General features: G+C 67.6%; 20 protein-coding genes. 9 read left to right on the top strand and 11 right to left on the bottom strand.

What is annotated here, in order from left to right; all coding sequences use genetic code 11:
* The first annotated feature begins 2 nt into the window (after window positions 1–2).
* Window positions 3–665, top strand: a complete 663-nt coding sequence (locus O3139_RS09705) for a COQ9 family protein (protein WP_269513876.1) — start codon at window positions 3–5, stop codon at window positions 663–665.
* Window positions 666–839: 174 nt separating this feature from the next.
* Here the strand turns inward: O3139_RS09705 and ileS are convergent, their stop codons facing one another.
* Window positions 840–3,803, bottom strand: a complete 2,964-nt coding sequence (ileS, locus tag O3139_RS09700) for an isoleucine--tRNA ligase (protein ID WP_269513875.1) — start codon at window positions 3,801–3,803, stop codon at window positions 840–842.
* A 233-nt stretch (window positions 3,804–4,036) separates the two neighbouring features.
* Here ileS and O3139_RS09695 point away from each other — a divergent pair, with 233 nt between their 5' ends.
* Entirely contained in the window at window positions 4,037–4,606 is a 570-nt protein-coding gene (locus O3139_RS09695) for a DUF3828 domain-containing protein (protein ID WP_269513874.1), read from the top strand.
* On the top strand, window positions 4,606–5,154 hold the full coding sequence (locus O3139_RS09690; RefSeq protein ID WP_269513873.1) for a DUF3828 domain-containing protein: 549 nt from the start codon (window positions 4,606–4,608) through the stop codon (window positions 5,152–5,154). The genes O3139_RS09695 and O3139_RS09690 overlap by 1 nt, the downstream gene beginning before the upstream one ends.
* A 54-nt stretch (window positions 5,155–5,208) precedes the next feature.
* On the opposite strand, the gene O3139_RS09685 is transcribed toward O3139_RS09690, so the two are convergent.
* From O3139_RS09685 to O3139_RS09670, 4 genes are read right to left on the bottom strand one after another with little or no spacing between them, the layout of a single operon-like run.
* Entirely contained in the window at window positions 5,209–5,382 is a 174-nt protein-coding gene (locus tag O3139_RS09685) for a hypothetical protein (protein ID WP_269513872.1), read from the bottom strand.
* Window positions 5,379–6,326, bottom strand: a complete 948-nt coding sequence (locus O3139_RS09680; RefSeq protein ID WP_269513871.1) for a bifunctional riboflavin kinase/FAD synthetase — start codon at window positions 6,324–6,326, stop codon at window positions 5,379–5,381. The genes O3139_RS09685 and O3139_RS09680 overlap by 4 nt, the downstream gene beginning before the upstream one ends.
* 11 nt (window positions 6,327–6,337) lie before the next feature.
* Entirely contained in the window at window positions 6,338–6,793 is a 456-nt protein-coding gene (locus O3139_RS09675) for a MaoC family dehydratase (RefSeq protein WP_269513870.1), read from the bottom strand.
* Window positions 6,794–6,831: 38 nt separating this feature from the next.
* Window positions 6,832–7,701, bottom strand: a complete 870-nt coding sequence (locus O3139_RS09670; protein WP_269513869.1) for a TIGR01459 family HAD-type hydrolase — start codon at window positions 7,699–7,701, stop codon at window positions 6,832–6,834.
* 79 nt (window positions 7,702–7,780) lie between these two features.
* On the opposite strand from O3139_RS09670, the gene lspA reads away from it, so the two are divergent.
* The 3 genes from lspA to O3139_RS09655 all read left to right on the top strand — a co-directional run bounded on the left by lspA (window position 7,781) and on the right by O3139_RS09655 (window position 9,483).
* Complete coding sequence (lspA, locus tag O3139_RS09665) at window positions 7,781–8,308, top strand: signal peptidase II (protein WP_269513868.1); 528 nt, start codon at window positions 7,781–7,783, stop codon at window positions 8,306–8,308.
* Window positions 8,309–8,377: 69 nt separating this feature from the next.
* Entirely contained in the window at window positions 8,378–8,944 is a 567-nt protein-coding gene (locus O3139_RS09660; protein ID WP_269513867.1) for a DUF3035 domain-containing protein, read from the top strand.
* An 89-nt stretch (window positions 8,945–9,033) separates the two neighbouring features.
* Entirely contained in the window at window positions 9,034–9,483 is a 450-nt protein-coding gene (locus O3139_RS09655) for a PaaI family thioesterase (RefSeq protein WP_269513866.1), read from the top strand.
* A 201-nt stretch (window positions 9,484–9,684) separates the two neighbouring features.
* On the opposite strand, the gene O3139_RS09650 is transcribed toward O3139_RS09655, so the two are convergent.
* A complete protein-coding gene (locus O3139_RS09650; RefSeq protein ID WP_269513865.1) occupies window positions 9,685–10,959 on the bottom strand; it encodes an EAL domain-containing protein in 1,275 nt (424 codons plus the stop codon).
* Window positions 10,960–11,069: 110 nt separating this feature from the next.
* Here O3139_RS09650 and O3139_RS09645 point away from each other — a divergent pair, with 110 nt between their 5' ends.
* Both O3139_RS09645 and O3139_RS09640 read left to right on the top strand, forming a co-directional pair.
* Entirely contained in the window at window positions 11,070–11,840 is a 771-nt protein-coding gene (locus tag O3139_RS09645; RefSeq protein ID WP_269513864.1) for an SDR family NAD(P)-dependent oxidoreductase, read from the top strand.
* Window positions 11,830–12,780 carry a lysophospholipid acyltransferase family protein gene (locus O3139_RS09640; RefSeq protein WP_269513863.1) on the top strand — a complete coding sequence of 317 codons (951 nt, stop codon included), beginning with the start codon at window positions 11,830–11,832 and terminating at the stop codon, window positions 12,778–12,780. The genes O3139_RS09645 and O3139_RS09640 overlap by 11 nt, the downstream gene beginning before the upstream one ends.
* Here the strand turns inward: O3139_RS09640 and O3139_RS09635 are convergent.
* From O3139_RS09635 to O3139_RS09615, 5 genes are all read right to left on the bottom strand, one after another.
* The gene (locus O3139_RS09635) at window positions 12,735–13,253 is read right to left on the bottom strand and encodes a response regulator (RefSeq protein WP_269516462.1); all 519 of its coding nucleotides are present in this window, start codon (window positions 13,251–13,253) and stop codon (window positions 12,735–12,737) included. The two genes, O3139_RS09640 and O3139_RS09635, sit on opposite strands and share 46 nt — an antisense overlap.
* Before the next feature lie 106 nt (window positions 13,254–13,359).
* The gene (locus O3139_RS09630) at window positions 13,360–14,202 is read right to left on the bottom strand and encodes a M23 family metallopeptidase (RefSeq protein ID WP_269513862.1); all 843 of its coding nucleotides are present in this window, start codon (window positions 14,200–14,202) and stop codon (window positions 13,360–13,362) included.
* Complete coding sequence (locus O3139_RS09625; RefSeq protein WP_269513861.1) at window positions 14,199–14,393, bottom strand: DUF2093 domain-containing protein; 195 nt, start codon at window positions 14,391–14,393, stop codon at window positions 14,199–14,201. The genes O3139_RS09630 and O3139_RS09625 overlap by 4 nt, the downstream gene beginning before the upstream one ends.
* 32 nt (window positions 14,394–14,425) lie before the next feature.
* Complete coding sequence (locus tag O3139_RS09620; RefSeq protein ID WP_269513860.1) at window positions 14,426–14,677, bottom strand: DUF2164 domain-containing protein; 252 nt, start codon at window positions 14,675–14,677, stop codon at window positions 14,426–14,428.
* Window positions 14,674–16,584 carry an ATP-binding cassette domain-containing protein gene (locus O3139_RS09615; protein ID WP_269513859.1) on the bottom strand — a complete coding sequence of 637 codons (1,911 nt, stop codon included), beginning with the start codon at window positions 16,582–16,584 and terminating at the stop codon, window positions 14,674–14,676. The genes O3139_RS09620 and O3139_RS09615 overlap by 4 nt, the downstream gene beginning before the upstream one ends.
* Before the next feature lie 80 nt (window positions 16,585–16,664).
* Here O3139_RS09615 and ndk point away from each other — a divergent pair, with 80 nt between their 5' ends.
* Window positions 16,665–17,084, top strand: coding sequence for a nucleoside-diphosphate kinase (gene ndk / locus O3139_RS09610; RefSeq protein ID WP_269513858.1), 420 nt, complete (start codon window positions 16,665–16,667; stop codon window positions 17,082–17,084).
* Window positions 17,085–17,095: the final 11 nt, after the last annotated feature.

Here is a 17,095-nt window from a genome sequence, read left to right as displayed (position 1 = left end):
TCATGACCGATACGCCACATCTCTCGAATGAGGCCCCGGGTGACTGGGGCGACCGGATGGAACAGGCCGTGCTGGACGCAGCCGTCCGGCTGGCGCCGACGCACGGCTGGAGCGGCCGTATGGTCCGCGCGGCCTGCGCCGAAAACGGCCTGTCCCAGGGCGATCAGGACCTGCTGCTGCCCAATGGTCCGCGCGATCTGGCCGCCTTGCTGTCGCGCAGGCACGACGCCCGGGCGCTGGACGCGCTGGGCGAGCCCGGCGCGATGAAGATTCGCGACAGGATCTTCGCTGCGGTTTCGGCGCGGATGGAGGCGGGCGCGGCCGATCTGGAGGCGACGAAAAAGTGCGCCGGCTTCCTGGCCCTGCCGACCCATGCCGACCTTGGGCTGGGCCTGGCCTGGGAGAGCGCGGACCACCTGTGGCGCTGGGCGGGCGATACGGCGACCGACTGGAACCACTATTCGAAGCGGACGATCCTGTCGGGGATATTGATTCCGGCGCTGACGATGCGCTGGTTCGAGGGGCGTGAGCGGGCGGAAGCCTTCGTGCGGGCGCGGATCGAGAACGTGATGGCCTTCGAGAAGTGGAAGGCGGGCATGGATCTGGACGCGCCGGTCAGGCGGGCGACGGAGTTCCTGAGCCGGATGCGATACGGGCAGGTGTGATCCCTCTCCCGGAGGGAGAGGGCTTGAGGCTCGCAGAGCGCAGCGATGCGCCAGCCGAAAGGGTGAGGGGTTAAGCCCTCACCGGTTCGCACCGTAACCCCTCACCCTTTCGCGCAAGTCTGATCGCTACGCTCCCAGGCGCTCAAGCCCTCTCCCTCTGGGAGAGGGTGAACGTCACGCATGCCTGGCGTCCCACCACCGCACCGCATCGGCATCGCGGGCGCTGAGGTCGGGGTATGCAGGGTCGGAGCCGACGTCGGGGACGCGACGCCAGGAGCGGGCGCATTTGGGGTCGGTCGCCAAGGAAACTCTGACGCCAACAAAATCGGCACCGGGTAGGTCGACTTCAAAGCCGAGTTTCAGCGTCGCGATGCTCGTGCGGAATACCTCTGCAGCATCAAGACCCTCAAAAGCGGACAGGCTCTTCTGATCGAGGTCTACGTCGACCGAGGCGTCGAGTGCACCACCAATGATCTTGTCGCGCCGCTGTTGTTCCAACTCGTCGTTGACCGCAGAAATCACGCGGTTCACCTTCGCCCACCGCGCCGCCTCGTCCGGATTCCGCCATTCCGCCGGCGTTTCCGGGATCACCCGCGCGCAGTTCGTGCCCGCGTCCGGATAGCGGGTCGTCCAGGCCTCTTCCATGGTGAAGGGGGTCAGGGGGGCGAGCCAGGCGGTCAGGCGCAGGAAGACCTCCTGCATCACCGTCCGCGCCGCGCGGCGACGGATCGCGTCGGGACGGTCGCAGTAGAGGCTGTCCTTGCGGATGTCGAAATAGAGCGCCGACAGGTCGCCGGCGCAGAACTCCAGCACCGGGCGGACCACGTCCTGGAAGCGGTAGGTCTCATAGGCCCCGCGGACCTGCAGATCGAGCTCCCACAGGCGGTGCAGGATGAACCGCTCCAGCGGCGGCATGTCGGCGTAAGGCACGCGCTCGGCCTCGTCGAAATCGGCCAGGGCGCCCAGCAGATAGCGGACGGTGTTGCGCAGCTTGCGATAGGCGTCGACCGTGGTCTGGAGGATCTGCTTCCCGATCCGCTGGTCCTCGGCATAGTCCACCAGGGCGACCCACAGGCGCAGGATGTCGGCCCCGCTCTCCTTGATGACGACGGCGGGGTCGGTCGTATTGCCCCGCGACTTGGACATCTTCTCCCCGTTCTCGTCCTGGGTGAAGCCGTGGGTCAGGACGGCGTCATAGGGGGCGCGGCCGCGGGTGCCGGAGCCCTCGAGCAGGTTGGACTGGAACCAGCCGCGATGCTGGTCCGAGCCTTCGAGATACAGGTTGGCGGGCCAGTGCGACGGGCGGTCGCCGGTGTAGCCGTGGGCCGGGTCGCGAGTCTCGAGCGTAAAGGCGTGGGTGCAGCCTGAATCGAACCAGACGTCGAGGATGTCCTCGATCTTCTCGTAACTGGCCGGGTCGTGCAGGCCGAGGAAGTCGCTGTCGGGGCGGGTGTACCAGGCGTCAGCGCCGCCTTCCTCGATCGCGGCGACGATGCGAGCATCGACCTCGGGGTCATGCAGGGGCTGGCCGGTGTGTTTGTCGACGAACATGGCCAGAGGCGTGCCCCAGGCGCGCTGGCGGCTGATCAGCCAGTCGGGGCGGCCCTCGACCATGCTGCGGATGCGGTTCTTGCCGGCGGCGGGGTGGAAGTCGGTCTGGTCGATGGCGGCGAGCGCCGTCTCGCGCAGGGTCGCGCCGTCGGCATGGTCCAGCGCCTTGTCCATGCGGATGAACCACTGGGGGGTGTTGCGGAAGATCACCGGGGCCTTGGAGCGCCAGCTGTGCGGGTAGCTGTGTTCGAGGCGACCGCGAGCCAGGAGGGTGCCGGCCTCGATCAGCTTTTCGATCACGGCGGGGTTGGCACTGCCGAACTTGCCGGTCTTCTTGCCCTCGGTCTCCAGCACCTTGAGGCCTGCGAACAGGGGGACGGACGGATAGTAGGCGCCGTCCGGGTCGACCGTGTCGGGCACCTCATGATGGCCGTGGGCCTTCCAGACCTCGAAGTCGTCCGCGCCATGGCCGGGGGCGGTGTGGACGAAGCCGGTGCCCGCATCGTCGGTGACGTGGTCGCCGTCCAGCAGGGGCACGTTGAAGCGATAGCCGTCATCCAGCTCCGCCAGAGGGTGGGCACAGACCAGGCCGGAGGGGTTGATGTCGTCCAGACGGGTCCAGGTGGCGATCTTCGCGGCCCTGAAGACGTCCTCGGCCAGCTTGTCGGCCAGGATCAGCCGGTCGCCCTGTTTCGCCCAGGGCTCGAACTCGAGGCCGGTCTCCATCGACTGGACCTCATACAGGCCATAGGCGATCTCCGGGCCGAAGCTGATCGCGCGGTTGGCCGGGATGGTCCAGGGCGTGGTCGTCCAGATGACGACGGCCGGGGTCTGGTGGCGGAAGGCCAGCAGGTCGTCGGGATGATCGTCGGTCGCGGCGATGACCGGGAATTTGACCCAGATCGTGGGCGAGACGTGGTCGTGGTACTCGATCTCGGCGTCGGCCAGGGCGGTGCGCTCGACCGGCGACCACATGACCGGCTTGGAGCCGCGATACAGCTGGCCGGAGTTCTTGAACTTGTGGAACTCCTTCACGATGGCGGCCTCGGACGCATAGTCCATCGTGGCGTAGCGGTTGGCGAAGTCGCCGGTGATGCCGAGGCGCAGGAACTGGGCCTTCTGAACCTCGATCCAGCCCGCGGCGTATTCGCGGCAGGCGGCGCGGAACTCGGCCTTGGAGACCTCGTCCTTGCGGCGGCCCTTCGCGCGGTACTGTTCCTCGATCTTCCACTCGATCGGCAGGCCGTGGCAGTCCCAGCCGGGCACGAAGTCGACGTCGTAGCCCAGCAGGAAGCGAGACCGGACGACGAAGTCCTTCAGCGTCTTGTTCAGGGCGTGGCCGATGTGGATGTCGCCATTGGCATAGGGTGGGCCGTCGTGGAGGACGTAGAGGGGTGCGCCTTCGGCCTGACGCTGCGTGCGCAGGGTGGAATAGAGGTCGCCCCACTGTTCCAGGATCAGCGGTTCCTTCTGGGGCAGGCCGCCGCGCATCGGGAAGGGCGTCTCGGGCAGGAAGACGGTCTCGCGATAGTCGCGGCCGGTGGAGGATTCGGGGGCGGATTCGGTAGGGGGGGCGTCGTCGGCCATACGTCTGGTCTCGGGCAATCTGATGGGGGCGTCGGGTGAGGTCGGCTGGCAATCCCGGCGGGCGCGGGGGCGGTCAGGCCCCGTCGGCGCTACGCCGGGCGGCTAATCTCGATCGGAATGATCCGGCGCGCGTCCATGGGCCATCGTCCTATCAGGGCGCGGGGGCTGGGAAAAGCGGCGCGTTCGGCTAACGTCCCTGCGAAACGGCGCGAAACGCGCCACAGGAGTGGATCATGCGCGTTCAATCATCGGCCCTGGTGGCCCTGACCGCCCTGGGCTTGTCCCTGGCGGCCTGCGATCAGGGCGTTGCCGAACCCGCCAGCGCCGGGGCATCGGCCCCTGCCGCGGCGTCGGGTCAGGGCGCGGATACGGCCGGTGCCGAGGCCTTCGTCCGGGCCCTGTTCGCCGCCTATGGCGACACACCCGGATCGACAGGCCCCGAGGACCCGTGGTCGGCCGGCACCCAGGCCTTGCTGGACGCCGATGGAGAGGAGGCCGGGGGCATCGGCTATCTGGAGGCCGATCCGATCTGCGACTGCCAGGACTGGGACAGGCTGCGCGTGACGTCACTCGCCGTCGCCTCGACCGGTGCCGACAGCGCCGATGCCGTCGTGGCCTTCGCGATGGGCGATGACGGGAAGATCACCCACGAGACCCTGAAACTGGTGCGGGAAGGCAAGGCCTGGAAGGTGGACGATATCGTCTATGGCGAGGGCCATTCGATGGTCGGCGAGCCGCCGTTGAAGCAGGGTGTCGCCGCTTCGACGGCCGCGATGCTGGCTGAAGACGCGAGGGGGCAGTGATGCATCGTCTGATTCCCGCTGCGGCACTGGCTCTGGGCCTGGCGGCCTGTTCGGCACCGGAAGAGACGTCGACACCGGCCGACGCCTCGACGTCCGATGCTGTTCCGGCGACCGGCACCCGAGAGGCGGTCTATGCCGCGCAGAGCGAAGGGCCGGAGCCCTTCGTGCGGGCGCTCTATGCCCAGTACGTCGCCGGTGGGCCAAAGGGCGAACCACCCGAGCCGGGGCGGGAGCCCCTGTTCTCGCGCACGCTGAACGCCCTGGTCGGGGCCGATTTCCGTGCGGCGAACGGAGAGGTGCCGACGCTTGACCATGACCCGTTGTGCGCGTGCCAGGATCAGGGAGACTTCGCCGTCACCGCCCTCGCCGTCGCCCAGTCCGCGCCCAATGCGGCCGAAGCCAATGTCGCCTTCACCAACCTGGGCGAGGCGAAGACGCTCAGGCTGAAGCTGGTGCGCGAAGGCATCAACTGGAAGGTCGATGACATCATCGACGGCGAGACTTCGGTGCACGACGAACTGATGAAGGTGGCCGAGGCGGCGGGCTGAGGCCCGATCAGTGCCGTTGGGTCTCGTTGTTGCCTCCGGCGCTGTCGCCCGGGCCTACTCGCCCGGAGCGGGCTGGCTGTGCCTTTGCGCCTCGCGCTCGTGCTGAGCCCTGTCCATGGAGGCGGCGGCCATCACCAGGCCGGTCACGCAGCCGGACAGGGAGGTGCAGAGGAAGGCCGCCAGGATCATTCTCGAAATCGCAGGCAGGGCGGGCCGGTCAAACGTCATGCTTTGTCTCCTCCGTTCAAGACGATTTTGGCCATCCTTGCGTCGCTGTCGATCTGCGCCTTCAGGGCGTCGAGCCCGTCGAACTTCATCTCACCGCGGAGCAGGGCGACCAGCTCGGTGTCTACCGTCTGGCCGTAGAGGTCTCCCGAGAAGTCGAACAGCCAGACCTCCAGCAGGGGCTCTGCGATCTCGAACATCGGCCGGACGCCCAGGTTGGCGACCCCGTCGATGACGCGGCCGTCCGGCAGGCGGGTGCGGGTGGCATAGACGCCATAGGCCGGGCGCATATAGTCGCCGAGGCGGACGTTGGCAGTCGGGACGCCGATGGTGCGGCCGCGCTTGTCGCCATGGACGACCTCGCCCTCGATGGCGAACGGGCGGCCGAGGATGGCGGCGGCGCGCGCCATGTCGCCGGCGTGCAGGGCCTCGCGCACGGCGCTGGAGGACAGTTTCAGCCCGCCGATGTCGTCGATACGGTCTGTGACCGAGACGCTGAACCCGAGGTCGGCGCCGGCCCGGGCCAGGGCGTCGGGCGACCCGGTGCGGCCCTTTCCGTAGGTGAAGTCGAAACCGATCGCGGCGTGCCGAAGACCGAGGCCTTCGAAGAGGACCCGATGCGCGAATTCCGTATCCGACATGCCGGCCATCTCGGCGTCGAAGGGCAAGAGATACAGATGTTCGACCCCCAGCGGTTCGAGCGCACGGGCCATCTGGCCGGGCGTCATGAGCCGGAAAGGCGCGGCCTCGGGCTGGAACCAGCGGCGGGGGTGCGGCTCGAAACTGACGACGGCGAGGGGGGCGTCCAGCCGTTTCGAAGCCTCGCGGGCCGAGGCGATGACGGCCTGATGGCCGCGGTGCACGCCGTCGAAGGCGCCAAGCGCGGCGGCGACCCCGCGTTGCGCCGGGAGCAGGTCGCGCCAGCCGTTGATGATCCGGGTCGGCACGAGAGCGCCGGTCAGGCCCTGGCGGGTCGGCGACGGCGGGGGACGCGGACGATGGCCTCGCCTTCCATGATGCAGTCCTCGCCGACATAGCCTTCGGTGCGCAGGGTCACGCGGGCCGATTCCTGATCCACGGCCGCGACGGTGATGCGGGCGCGGACGACGTCGCCGATCCGGACCGGCCTGTGGAACGCCAGGGTCTGGCTGAGATAGATGGCGCCGGCCCCCGGCAGGATGGTGCCGACCACGGCCGAGCCGAACGAGGCGCTGAGCAGGCCGTGGGCGATGCGGCCCCGGTAGGCGGTTTTGCTGGCAAAGGCCTCGTCCATGTGGACCGGGTTGAAGTCGTCTGACGCCTCGGCGAACTGCTGGATGCGGTCCTCGGTCACCGTGACGTCCTTGATCGCCACCATGCCCGGCGACAGCTCTTCGAGAATATAGCCGCCCGAGGCGTGAGGTCCGGTGTTCATGGGGCGGTGTTAGCGGGCGTTTCGGTGTTTGGCGAGGACTACCATTTCAGGTCCAGGGCAGCGTAGCGGGCATAGGCCGTTTCGGACGTCAGCAGGGCCGCGGCACGGGCCGGGTCGAGGGCATCGTCTGTGCCGCGGGCGGCGTCGCCATGGATGCCCTGGGCGATGAACAGGCAGTCGAGCGCCTGACGATTGGCACCGAGCACATCGGTCACCACGCCGTCGCCGATGCACAGCACGCGCGACCGGTCGACGGGACGACCCAGCAGCCGCCCGGCCTCGGCCAGGGCCAGGGCGTAGATCGGGCCATAGGGCTTGCCCGCCATGGTCACCCGACCGCCGATCGATTCGTACAGATCGGCGAGCGACCCGCCGCAGTAGATGATCCTGTCGCCCCGCTGGACGATCCGGTCGGGGTTGGCGCAGATCAGTTCCAGGTCCCGCGCCACGGCCTCCGTCAGACTGGCGCGGTAGTCCTCGGGCGTTTCCGTTTCGTCGTCGATCATGCCAGTGACGGACAGGAAGGCCGCGTCGGCCGCCCCTTGCGCGCGTGCGAGCCCGAGGCCCTCATACAGGGTGTTGTCGCGTTCCGGTCCGATGATCCAGGCCGGGCCCGGGGCGCGTGCCGCCAGCTCCACGCGCGTCGCGTCGCCGGAGGTGACGAAGGCCTGCCAGCTGTCGCGCGGCACGCCCAGCCCATCCAGCTGGGCGATGACGTCGGACGCCGGTCGGGGCGAGTTGGAGATCAGGACGACATGACCGCCCTGCTGGTTGAACCGCGTCAGGGCCTCGCAGGCCTCGGGCCAGCTTTCGCGGCCGTTGTGGATCACGCCCCAGACATCGCACAGCAGGACATCATAGTCGGCGGCGACGGCGGACAGGGCGGGCAGGGCGTGGGGCAGGGTCATGGGCGCTGACTAGCGGTTCGCGGCAAATGCGTGAAGGGAGGGTTTGGCGGCGGCGCTTTCGCCTGCTAACCGGACGCACATGAAGATACCTCGCATCGCCTGGGCCGCCTATGGCTTCGCGCTCGTCGTCATCGTGCTGGACCAGCTGACCAAGGCCTGGGTCCTGGGATCGGCCGACGTGTCGGACCCCGCACTGATTCCCGATGGATACAGGTTCGCCGAGGTCCTGCCGGGGATTTTCTCGGTCACCATGGTTCGCAACACCGGTGTCAGCTTCGGCCTGTTCGGCGGCGGGGGCGCGCGGTGGGCGCTGTCGATCTTTTCGCTGATCGTGGCGGGTGGCCTGGCCTGGTGGGCGTTGCAGGCGCAGCGTCGTACCTTGATCGCCGCGATCGGCCTGGTGATCGGCGGAGCGGTCGGCAATGCCATCGACCGGGTCCGGTTCGGCTATGTCGTCGACTTCATCGATTTTTCGGCGACCGGCGTGTTCCCGTGGGTGTTCAATATCGCCGACAGCGCCATCACGATCGGTGTGTGCCTGCTGATTCTGGACAGCATCCGCTCGGAACGGAAGGCCACCGTTGGCGTGGCCCACGAAAAGGCGTAATCAGCGGCTCTTTCGTGCCTGCAACTGTGTGACCTGGGCGCGTCCGTCGCGCCGGAGCCGAACCGAACCATGAGAATCGCCCGTCTTTCGACCGTGTCCCTGATCGCCGTCTCGGCCGTCGCCCTGACCGCCTGTGGCACGATGCGCCAGTCCATCGGCCTGACCAAGGTCGTGCCGGATGAGTTCCTGACCGTAGCCTCCGCGCCCCTGACGGTGCCGCCGGAATACGGCCTGCGCCCGCCGGCGCCCGGCCAGCCCCGGCCGCAGGAACTGGCCCCCGAGAGCGCCGCTCGCCAGATTCTGCTGGGTCAGCGCCAGGCCGTGACCCGATCGGCCGGCGAGACCGCCCTGGTCAGCGCCGCCGGAGCCGACCGGGCCGATCCCCTGGCCCGCTATGTCGTCGACGACGAGTTCGGCGACCTGGCGCACAAGGAAACCAGCTTTGCCAACCGGATCCTGTTCTGGCGTCGGGACGATGCCTCGACCCAGGCTCCGACCCAGAGCGTGAACGCAGGCGGGGCCGTGACCATTGACGCCGCGAGCGAGAACGCCCGCCTGCAGGCCTTGACCGGCACGCAGTCGCAGATCGTGATCGCCCCGCGCCGCGGTGGCGGGTTCAAGCTGCCGGGGCTGTAGGAACGCATCCTCCCGCAAGGGGGAGGAGTGGCTTGCCACATCTCTGACAGTCCTTATTGTGAACGGACTCCATCAGCGGACCGTTCGCCATGACCAGCATCCTGTCGCTCACCCATCTGTCCGGCGTCGAACAGTTGCGTCTGGCCTTTCAGGGCGAGGAGAACACGGCGCCGATCGCCAGGACCCTCGACTATGCCCTGGTCGAGATCGAGGAGGGGCGGGTGGTGTTCGAGGGGACGCCGACGCGGGCGGTCTACAACCCCATCGGCACGGTGCACGGCGGCTGGATGGCGACCCTGCTGGACTCGGCCTGCGCCTGCGCGGTGCATTCGATGCTCAAGCCGGGTCAGGCCTATACGACGCTGGAGATCAAGACCGTCTTCCACCGCGCCTTGACCGAGGGCGTGCCGGTGAAGGCCGAGGGGCGGATCGTCCAGATGGGGCGTCGGGCCGGGTTCGCGGAAGCCGATCTGAAGGGTCTGGACGGCAAGCTCTATGCGACGGCGACATCGACCTGTCTGGTGATGGAGTTGAAGTAGGCCGCTGCTTCCTTCGCCATTCCGGGCGCAGCGTAGCGCAAACCCTGAACCCATCGGCTCAGCAGCGAAGCGGAGGGGATATGCCTTCCGGATCAGTACGAACGGCTGGCCGTGGTGTTCGCGACAGGTTCGCGCTCTCGCGCGCCGCTGGGTCCCCCGGTCTGCGCCGCAAAGAGGCGGCTTGCCGGAGGATGACGAAAGTCAGGCGAACCGGCGCCGCTTCTCCGCCGAGATCAGTGTGGACCGCACGAAGTCGGCGGGCGGGTCGGTCTCGGCGAGGACGTCTTCCTTGATGGCGCGGGGCTGACCGAACAGGTGGCCCTGGCCCATGGCGACGTCGAGCTCAAGGATGTCGACGATCTGGCGCTCGTTCTCGCACTTCTCGGCGATGACCTCGATACCGTAGCGGCGCGTCAGCTGGGCGAAGTCGGCGGCCTGGATGTCGCGCAGGCTCGGGATGGGCGTGCCGCCGTCGAGGTCCAGCAGCTGTTCGATCAGCAGGTCGGCGGCGACCTTCAGGAAGCGCACGTCCGACCGCTGCAGGTCGTTGAAGTCCAGATCCAGGGTCTGGACCTTGTCGATCGAGAAGCGGAAACCAAGGTCGGCCAGCTTGGCCATGTTGCGGGCCTCGACCGCGCCGCGGGCGTCGAAGGTGGCCTGACCCAGTTCGAAGATCAGGGCCTCCTTCAGGTCGCGGTTCTCGGACAGGAAGGCCAGGAACTGGGGAAAGAAGGTCTCGTCGCCCAGGGAGGACAGGGCGACGTTGCAGAAGACGCCCACCTTTCGGTCCTGGCGCGCCAGCCGGCGCACGATCTGGGCGCAACGGAACAGCAGCAGGTTGTCGATGGCGGGGACCAGGCCCTCGCCCTCGGCGATCGACAGATACTCCGCCGGCATCATGACCCGATCGCTCGAATCGCGCAGGCGGGTGAAGCTTTCGTAGAAGACGGTGCGGCGCTGGGGCAGGGTGACGACCGGCTGCAGATACAGGTCGACGCGGTTTTCGCTGAGCGCGTCGTGCACGGTCTTCAGCAGCAGGTTCGACTGCTGATGGCGGCGGGCCTCGACGCTGTCGGGCGCGACCATGGGGGCGACCTTCAGGCGCTGGTCGATGGAGATGCTCATCTGCTGGATCAGGTCTTCCAGCATGCGGACTTCGCCGGTCAGTTCCTCGGTGCGGGTCAGGGCCCCGGCCTCGATCGCGGTGGCGAGGTCGCCCAGCGCGCCCTGGGTCTGTTCCATGGCGTCGGCCAGCAGGCGGTGCGCCTCACGCACCATGCCGATCTCTGCGCGCAGGGCCTTGCGTTCGGTGATGCCGGTGACGATGGCATGGGCGGCCCCCAGCAGGCCCAGCATGCCGAACGTCGCCGCGGCGCCCGCACCGACGCCCAGCCCCGCCCGCCACAGGAAGGCACCGACCGTCATCGCCATGAAGACGTAGCCGAAGAACAGGAAAGCGTTAGTCAGTGCGCGCATGGGAACGGGGTTGTCCGTCTTCCCGGATGGAATCGGTCGAGTATCAGGGTATCAGGTCCAAACAGCTAGGGTGCGGTTCAAAGAAACCGCGCCGAAATCAGGGGATACGCATGGAATTGTTCGATCTGACCGACAAGGTCGCCATCATCACCGGCTCGTCCAAGGGGATCGGCAAGGCGATCGCCGAGCGGCTGGCCGAACATGGGGCCAGGGTCGTCATCTCCTCGCGCAAGGCGGGTCCGTGCGACGAGGTCGCGGCCGCGATCAATGCGAAGCACGGCGAGGGCCGTGCCATCGCCATTCCGGCCAATATCGCCTCCAAGGAAGACCTGCAGCGGCTGGTGGACGAGACCAATGCCGCCTGGGGCCAGATCGACATCCTGGTCTGCAACGCGGCGTCCAACCCCTATGCGGGGCCGATGGCGGGCATTTCGGACGATCAGTTCAACAAGATCCTGCAGAACAATGTCGTGTCCAACCACTGGCTGATCCAGATGGTCGCGCCGCAGATGCTGGAGCGCAAGGATGGGGCCATCACCGTGGTCTCGTCGATCGGGGGCCTGCGCGGCAACGCCCTGATCGGGGCCTACAATATCTCCAAGGCCGCCGACATGCAGCTGGTGCGGAACCTGGCAGTGGAGTGGGGGCCGTCGAATGTGCGGGTCAACTGCATCGCCCCGGGCCTGGTTCAGACCGACTTCGCAAAATACCTGTGGGAGAATCCCGAGATCCTGAAGGTCGCGACCGATCCCGCCCCGCTGCGTCGGATCGGCCAGCCTGACGAGATCGCGGGGGCGGCCGTCTACCTGTCGTCGCCGGCGTCGTCCTATATGACGGGTCAGACGCTGGTCGTGGACGGCGGGATCACCGTTGCCTGGTAACGAGGCTGGAAAAGTCGGGTTCGGGCAGGACCTGATCTGGCGTCTGGAGTCGGTGGCCTTCGCCGGCTTCATCGGCCTGATGCGGCTGATCGGGCTGGAGGCGGCGTCGAACCTGGGGGGATGGCTGCTGCGGACCCTGGGGCCGCGCGTCAGCACCCACCGGATCGTCATGCGCAATCTGCGGATCGCCTTTCCCGACATGGATGCGACCGAGCGGGAGCGGCTGGCCCGCGATCAGTGGGAACAGACCGGCCGCACCTTTGCCGAGACGGCCGTGATGGATCAGCTGACGCCGGCATCCGGCCGGATCGACATCGTGGGGGCCGAGCGGCTGGAGGCGATCCGCCTGGGCGGCAGGCCGGTCGTCTTCGTCTCCGGCCACATGGCCAATATCGAAACGATGGCGGCCGTTCTGGTGGCCAGCGGGGTGCCGGTCCAGGTCACCTATCGTGCGGCGAACAACCCTTACGTCGATGCCCAGATCCGGGCCGCACGGGCGAGGTATGGCGTGAAACTGTTTGCGCCCAAGGGCGGCGACGGCGCGCGGGAGCTGCTGGCCGGAATGGGACGCGGCGAGAGCGTCGCCCTGATGAACGATCAGAAGTTCTCGGAAGGGCCCGAGGTGAGCTTCTTCGCTCAACCGGTGAACGCCGCGCCCGGACCGACGCGGCTGGCGCTGAGATTCGGCACCGTGATCCAGCCGATGTCGGTCGTACGGCTGCCCGGTGTCCGGTTCCGGGTGACGGCGCACGAACCGATCGAGGTCGTATCCACCGGCGACCGACAGGCCGACATCGCGCGCGGTGTGCAGGCCATCACCACCTTCATCGAGGACCGGGTTCGCGAACATCCGGTCGACTGGTTCTGGGTCCACCGCAGGTGGCCGGACCGGGTCTATGCCGCGCTGGCGTCCGACAGGTCGGCGTCATCGAGGGCATGATCGCTCTCGCGGCGCCTCGGACCCTCGTAGTCCGTCGAGCTCTTGCGGCGGCGGTCCGGGCCGAAAAAGGTTTCGGTCTTCACGAAGGGGCGCGGGCGCATGATGACGGCCTGGACACGGTCGAAGATGGCCTTGGCCGTGATCGGCTTGGCCACGAACTCGGTCACGCCGGCGTCGCGCGCCTCACAGACACGCGATTTTTCGGAGTGGCCGGTCATCATGATGATCGGCAGATAGGGATTGCCGCTGGTTCGGACCAGGCGTGTGAATTCGACCCCATCCATGGGTTTCATGTTGAAGTCCACGATCGCCAGATCGATGTCCAGCGTCCGCAGGGCGTCCAGAGCCATGGCCGCGTCCGGAACCTCGCGGATGTTGCGGACGCCGGCGGACTGCAGGATGGCCGCCGTGATCGCACGCATGTGCTGGTTGTCGTCGACCACCAGGATGTTCAGGGATTCAAGACCGGCCATGGGATCGAAGGTAGAGGATCGTACGACTGCGAACAGGCGCAAGCCCCTATCGCCAAACGGATGCCGGGTCCATGCCGACTGACCCTCAGAACGCAGGATATCGAGGTTAAGGCGCTGTTTGCCCTATCAGGAGGGAGGGATCGCAGTTGCGGTCGCGCCATTTCATGCGCCAGCACAGGTGGGGCCCGGTCGCCCGGCCGGTCATGCCGACCGCACCGATGATGTCTCCGCGCCTGACCCGCTGGATCGGCAGCACATCAATGCGGGATTGATGCAGATAGGCGGTGATCAGGCCCTGCCCGTGGTCGATCAGCGTCAGGCCGCCCTCGAAATGCATGCCCGGGCGGGCGAAGGTGACCAGGCCATCGGCCGGGGCACGGATCGGCGATCCGGCCGGGGCGGCGAGATCGATGCCGTAGTGGGGACGGGCGGGTGTTCCGTTCAGGATGCGCTGCGCCCCCCACAGGCTGGTGACGCGATAGCGGTCCAATGGCCAGGTGAAGCCGGAGCGAAAGTCGTCGGTGTCCGTCCGGCTGGCGAAGCCTTCCGTCTTCAGGGCGATTTCCTGCTGGATGCGCTCCAGAAGAGCCGGGTCGGTCGGCTCGACGGTCGAGGGCGGCAGGCCGTTGATCCGCGACGTCGGGAAGGTTCCGGCGGCGACGGTCAGGGTGCGCGTGGCCGACCGCGTCCGGGTCCGCGCCTCCAGCCGGACCGAGGCCGGGGCGTCCCGGTCGAAGCCGACCACGAACACGCCGGAGCCCGATGCCGTCGTCAGCGCCTCGCCATTTACGAAAATCATGGCGCGCGGCCAGGCCCGGCCCATGATGACGCCCCCCTGGATCAGGCGACCCGAGAGCCGCAGATCGGACGGTTGCTGGCGCGCCAGCACCGGCGTGGCGACGATCGATGCACCACCGCCCAGGATCAGGCTGCGCCGCGAGGGGATCATTCGCCGACCAGTCGGGTCAGCGCCTCCGCCGGGCTGTAATAGGCTTCCTGTCGTTCCGCGGACCAGTACCGCAGCGTCTCCAGCGGGATCGTGCGCCCGGACACCGCGCACAGGACAAAGGGACCCGGTTTCAGCACGGCGAACTCGCCGTCACCATAGTGGAGGGTCGCAGGGGTCGGGGTCGCATTCATGGTGTCAGCCTAGCGATATCGGCACCGGCTGGCTATCGGGTCGGCGGGCGCTGTTCGAGGGCGAAGACGGCGTCGGTCAGTTCCTCGACCTTGCCCGCGATCAGGGCCTGGGCGTCGTAGAGGCCGCGGTTGTAGATGGCGTGGCCAAGGTCACGGGCCATGAAGTCCAGCAGCATCGAGGCCTGAAGCGCGCCAAGCTCGACGTCCAGCTCGTCGCGCAGGAAGGCCTGCAGGCGCGGGATGAGGTCGGCGGTTTCCTCTTTCGAGAACGCGATCGGTTTCATGCGGTGACCTCGGCCAGGGTTTCCTCCGCCGACATCCAGGCGGCTTCGGCGGCGTCGAGGTCCGCCTGGGTCTTCGCGCGTGCGCGGGTGAGACCTTCCAGCGCTTTGGGGTTGGAGACGGCGGCATTGGCGAGGTCGTCGTCGATGCGCGCGATCTCGGCGGTCAGTGCGGTGACGCGTTCCTCGGCCTTCCTGACGGCATGGCGCAGGGTTGAGGGCGACGGGCCGGACTTGCCTTTTTGGGCCCTGTCGCTCGCCCCGCGAGGGCTCGCTGCCTGAGGGCCGCTCTCGTTGTCCGCCCTGGCCTCGGCCTTGATCTGGCTGGGTTTGACGGCGGCCTGTTTGGCGCGGTCGAGGACGAACTTCGCATAGTCGTCCATGTCGCCGTCGAACGGCTTCACCGTGCCGTCGGCCGCCAGCCACAGCCGGTCTGCGACCATCTCCATCAGCGAGCGGTCGTGGGTGATCAGGATGACGGCGCCATTGTAGTCGTTGAGCGCGTCCAGCAGGGCCCGGCGGCTGTCGATGTCCAGGTGGTTGGTCGGTTCGTCGAGGATCAGCACGTGGGGCGCGTCCATGGCGACCATGTTCAGCAGAAGGCGCGCGCGCTCGCCGCCGGACAGGCTGGCGACGGTGGTTTCCTGCTTTTCGTAGTTCAGGCCGAACTGGGCGAGCTTCGAGCGGCGGGCGCTTTCGGGGCTGTCCGGCATGGCGCGGCGGATGATCTCCAGCGGCGTGTCGGTCGGGTCCATGGCTTCGATCTGATGCTGGTGGAACCAGCCGACCCGCATCTTGCGGTCCCGGTGCAGCTCGCCGTCCGAGACGTTCAGGGCGCCGGCGATCATCTTGGCGAAGGTCGACTTGCCGGCCCCGTTGACGCCCAGGAGGCCGATGCGGTCGTCCAGGTCCATGCGCAGATTGAGGTTCTTCAGGATGGAACGGCCGGCCTCATAGCCCACACTGGCGCGTTCCAGCCGGATCAGGGGCGGGGCCAGCGGACGGGGGGGCGAGGGCAGGGTGAACGGGGCGACACGTTCCTCGATCGTGGTGGAGACCGGCTGCATCTTCGCCAGCCGTTTCATGCGCGACTGGGCCTGGGCGGCCTTGGAGGCCTTGGCCTTGAAGCGATCGACGAAGGCCTGGAGGTGGGCGCGCTCGGCGTCCTGCTTGGCCTTGGCCGACAGCTGCAGGCGGGCCTTCTCGGCGCGGGCCTGTTCGAACTGGTCGTAGTTGCCGGTGTAGATCTCCAGCTTGCGGTTCGCGAGATGGAGGATGTGGGTGCAGACCTCGTTCAGCATCTCGCGGTCGTGGGAGATGATCAGGGCCGTCGCGGGGTATTTCTTCAGCCGCGCCTCCAGCCATAGCGCGCCTTCGAGGTCGAGATAGTTGGTGGGCTCGTCCAGCAGCAGCATGTCGGGCTGGGCGAACAGGGCGGCGGCGAGGGCGACGCGCATGCGCCAGCCGCCGGAGAACTCCGACATCGGCCGCTGCTGGTTCTCGTGATCGAAGCCGAGACCGGCGAGGATTTCGGCGGCGCGGCTGGGGGCTCCGTCGGCGTCGATCTCGATCAGGCGGGTCCAGATCTCGCCCATCTCCTCGGGCTCGGCGGTTTCCAGGCGGGCCAGCAGGTCGTGGCGTTCGGTGTCGGCCTCCAGGATCGTCTCGATCACGCTGACGGGGGTCGCCGGGTGCTCCTGATCGACCGATCCGATGCGGGCAGTGCGGGGCAGAGAGACCTCGTCTCCATTCCCGGCCAGCTCGCCCAGGATGATCTTGAACAGGGTGGACTTGCCGATGCCATTGCGACCGACCAGCCCGACCTTGGACCCCGGCGGCAGGCTGACCGAGGCGTCGTCCAGAAACTGGCGGCCCCAGGCGTTGAACGTCAGGTTGGTGATCTGGAGCATTAGAACTTACGAGGCTTGGAAGGCGGGGAGGCGGCGTCTATAAGCCCGCGACCTTCAATCTCCCAACAAGAAGTCTATCCATGACCGAACGTACCTTCTCGATCATCAAGCCCGACGCCACGCGCCGCAACCTGACGGGCGCGATCAACGCCGTGATCGAGGCCGCCGGCCTGCGCATCGTCGCCCAGCGCCGCGTGCACCTGACCGAGGCCCAGGCCAAAAAATTCTATGAAGTCCACGCCGAGCGCCCCTTCTATGGCGAACTGGTCGGCCAGATGACGGCGGAGCCGGTCGTCGTCCAGGTGCTGGAAGCTGACAACGCTGTCGCCCGGTACCGCGAAGTCATGGGCGCCACCAACCCGAAGGACGCCGCCGACGGCACGATCCGCAAGCAATTTGCCCTGTCGATCGGCGAGAACTCTGTCCACGGTTCGGACTCGGTCGAGAACGCCGGCATCGAGATCGCCCAGTTCTTCACGGACGACCAGATCGTCGGCTGAACCCTTCTATA

Source organism: Brevundimonas subvibrioides (genome assembly GCF_027271155.1).
GTDB classification, from domain to species: Bacteria; Pseudomonadota; Alphaproteobacteria; order Caulobacterales; family Caulobacteraceae; genus Brevundimonas; species Brevundimonas subvibrioides_D.
The sequence above is the reverse complement of the archived record's forward strand: the minus strand, read 5'-3'. Positions and strand labels throughout refer to the sequence as shown.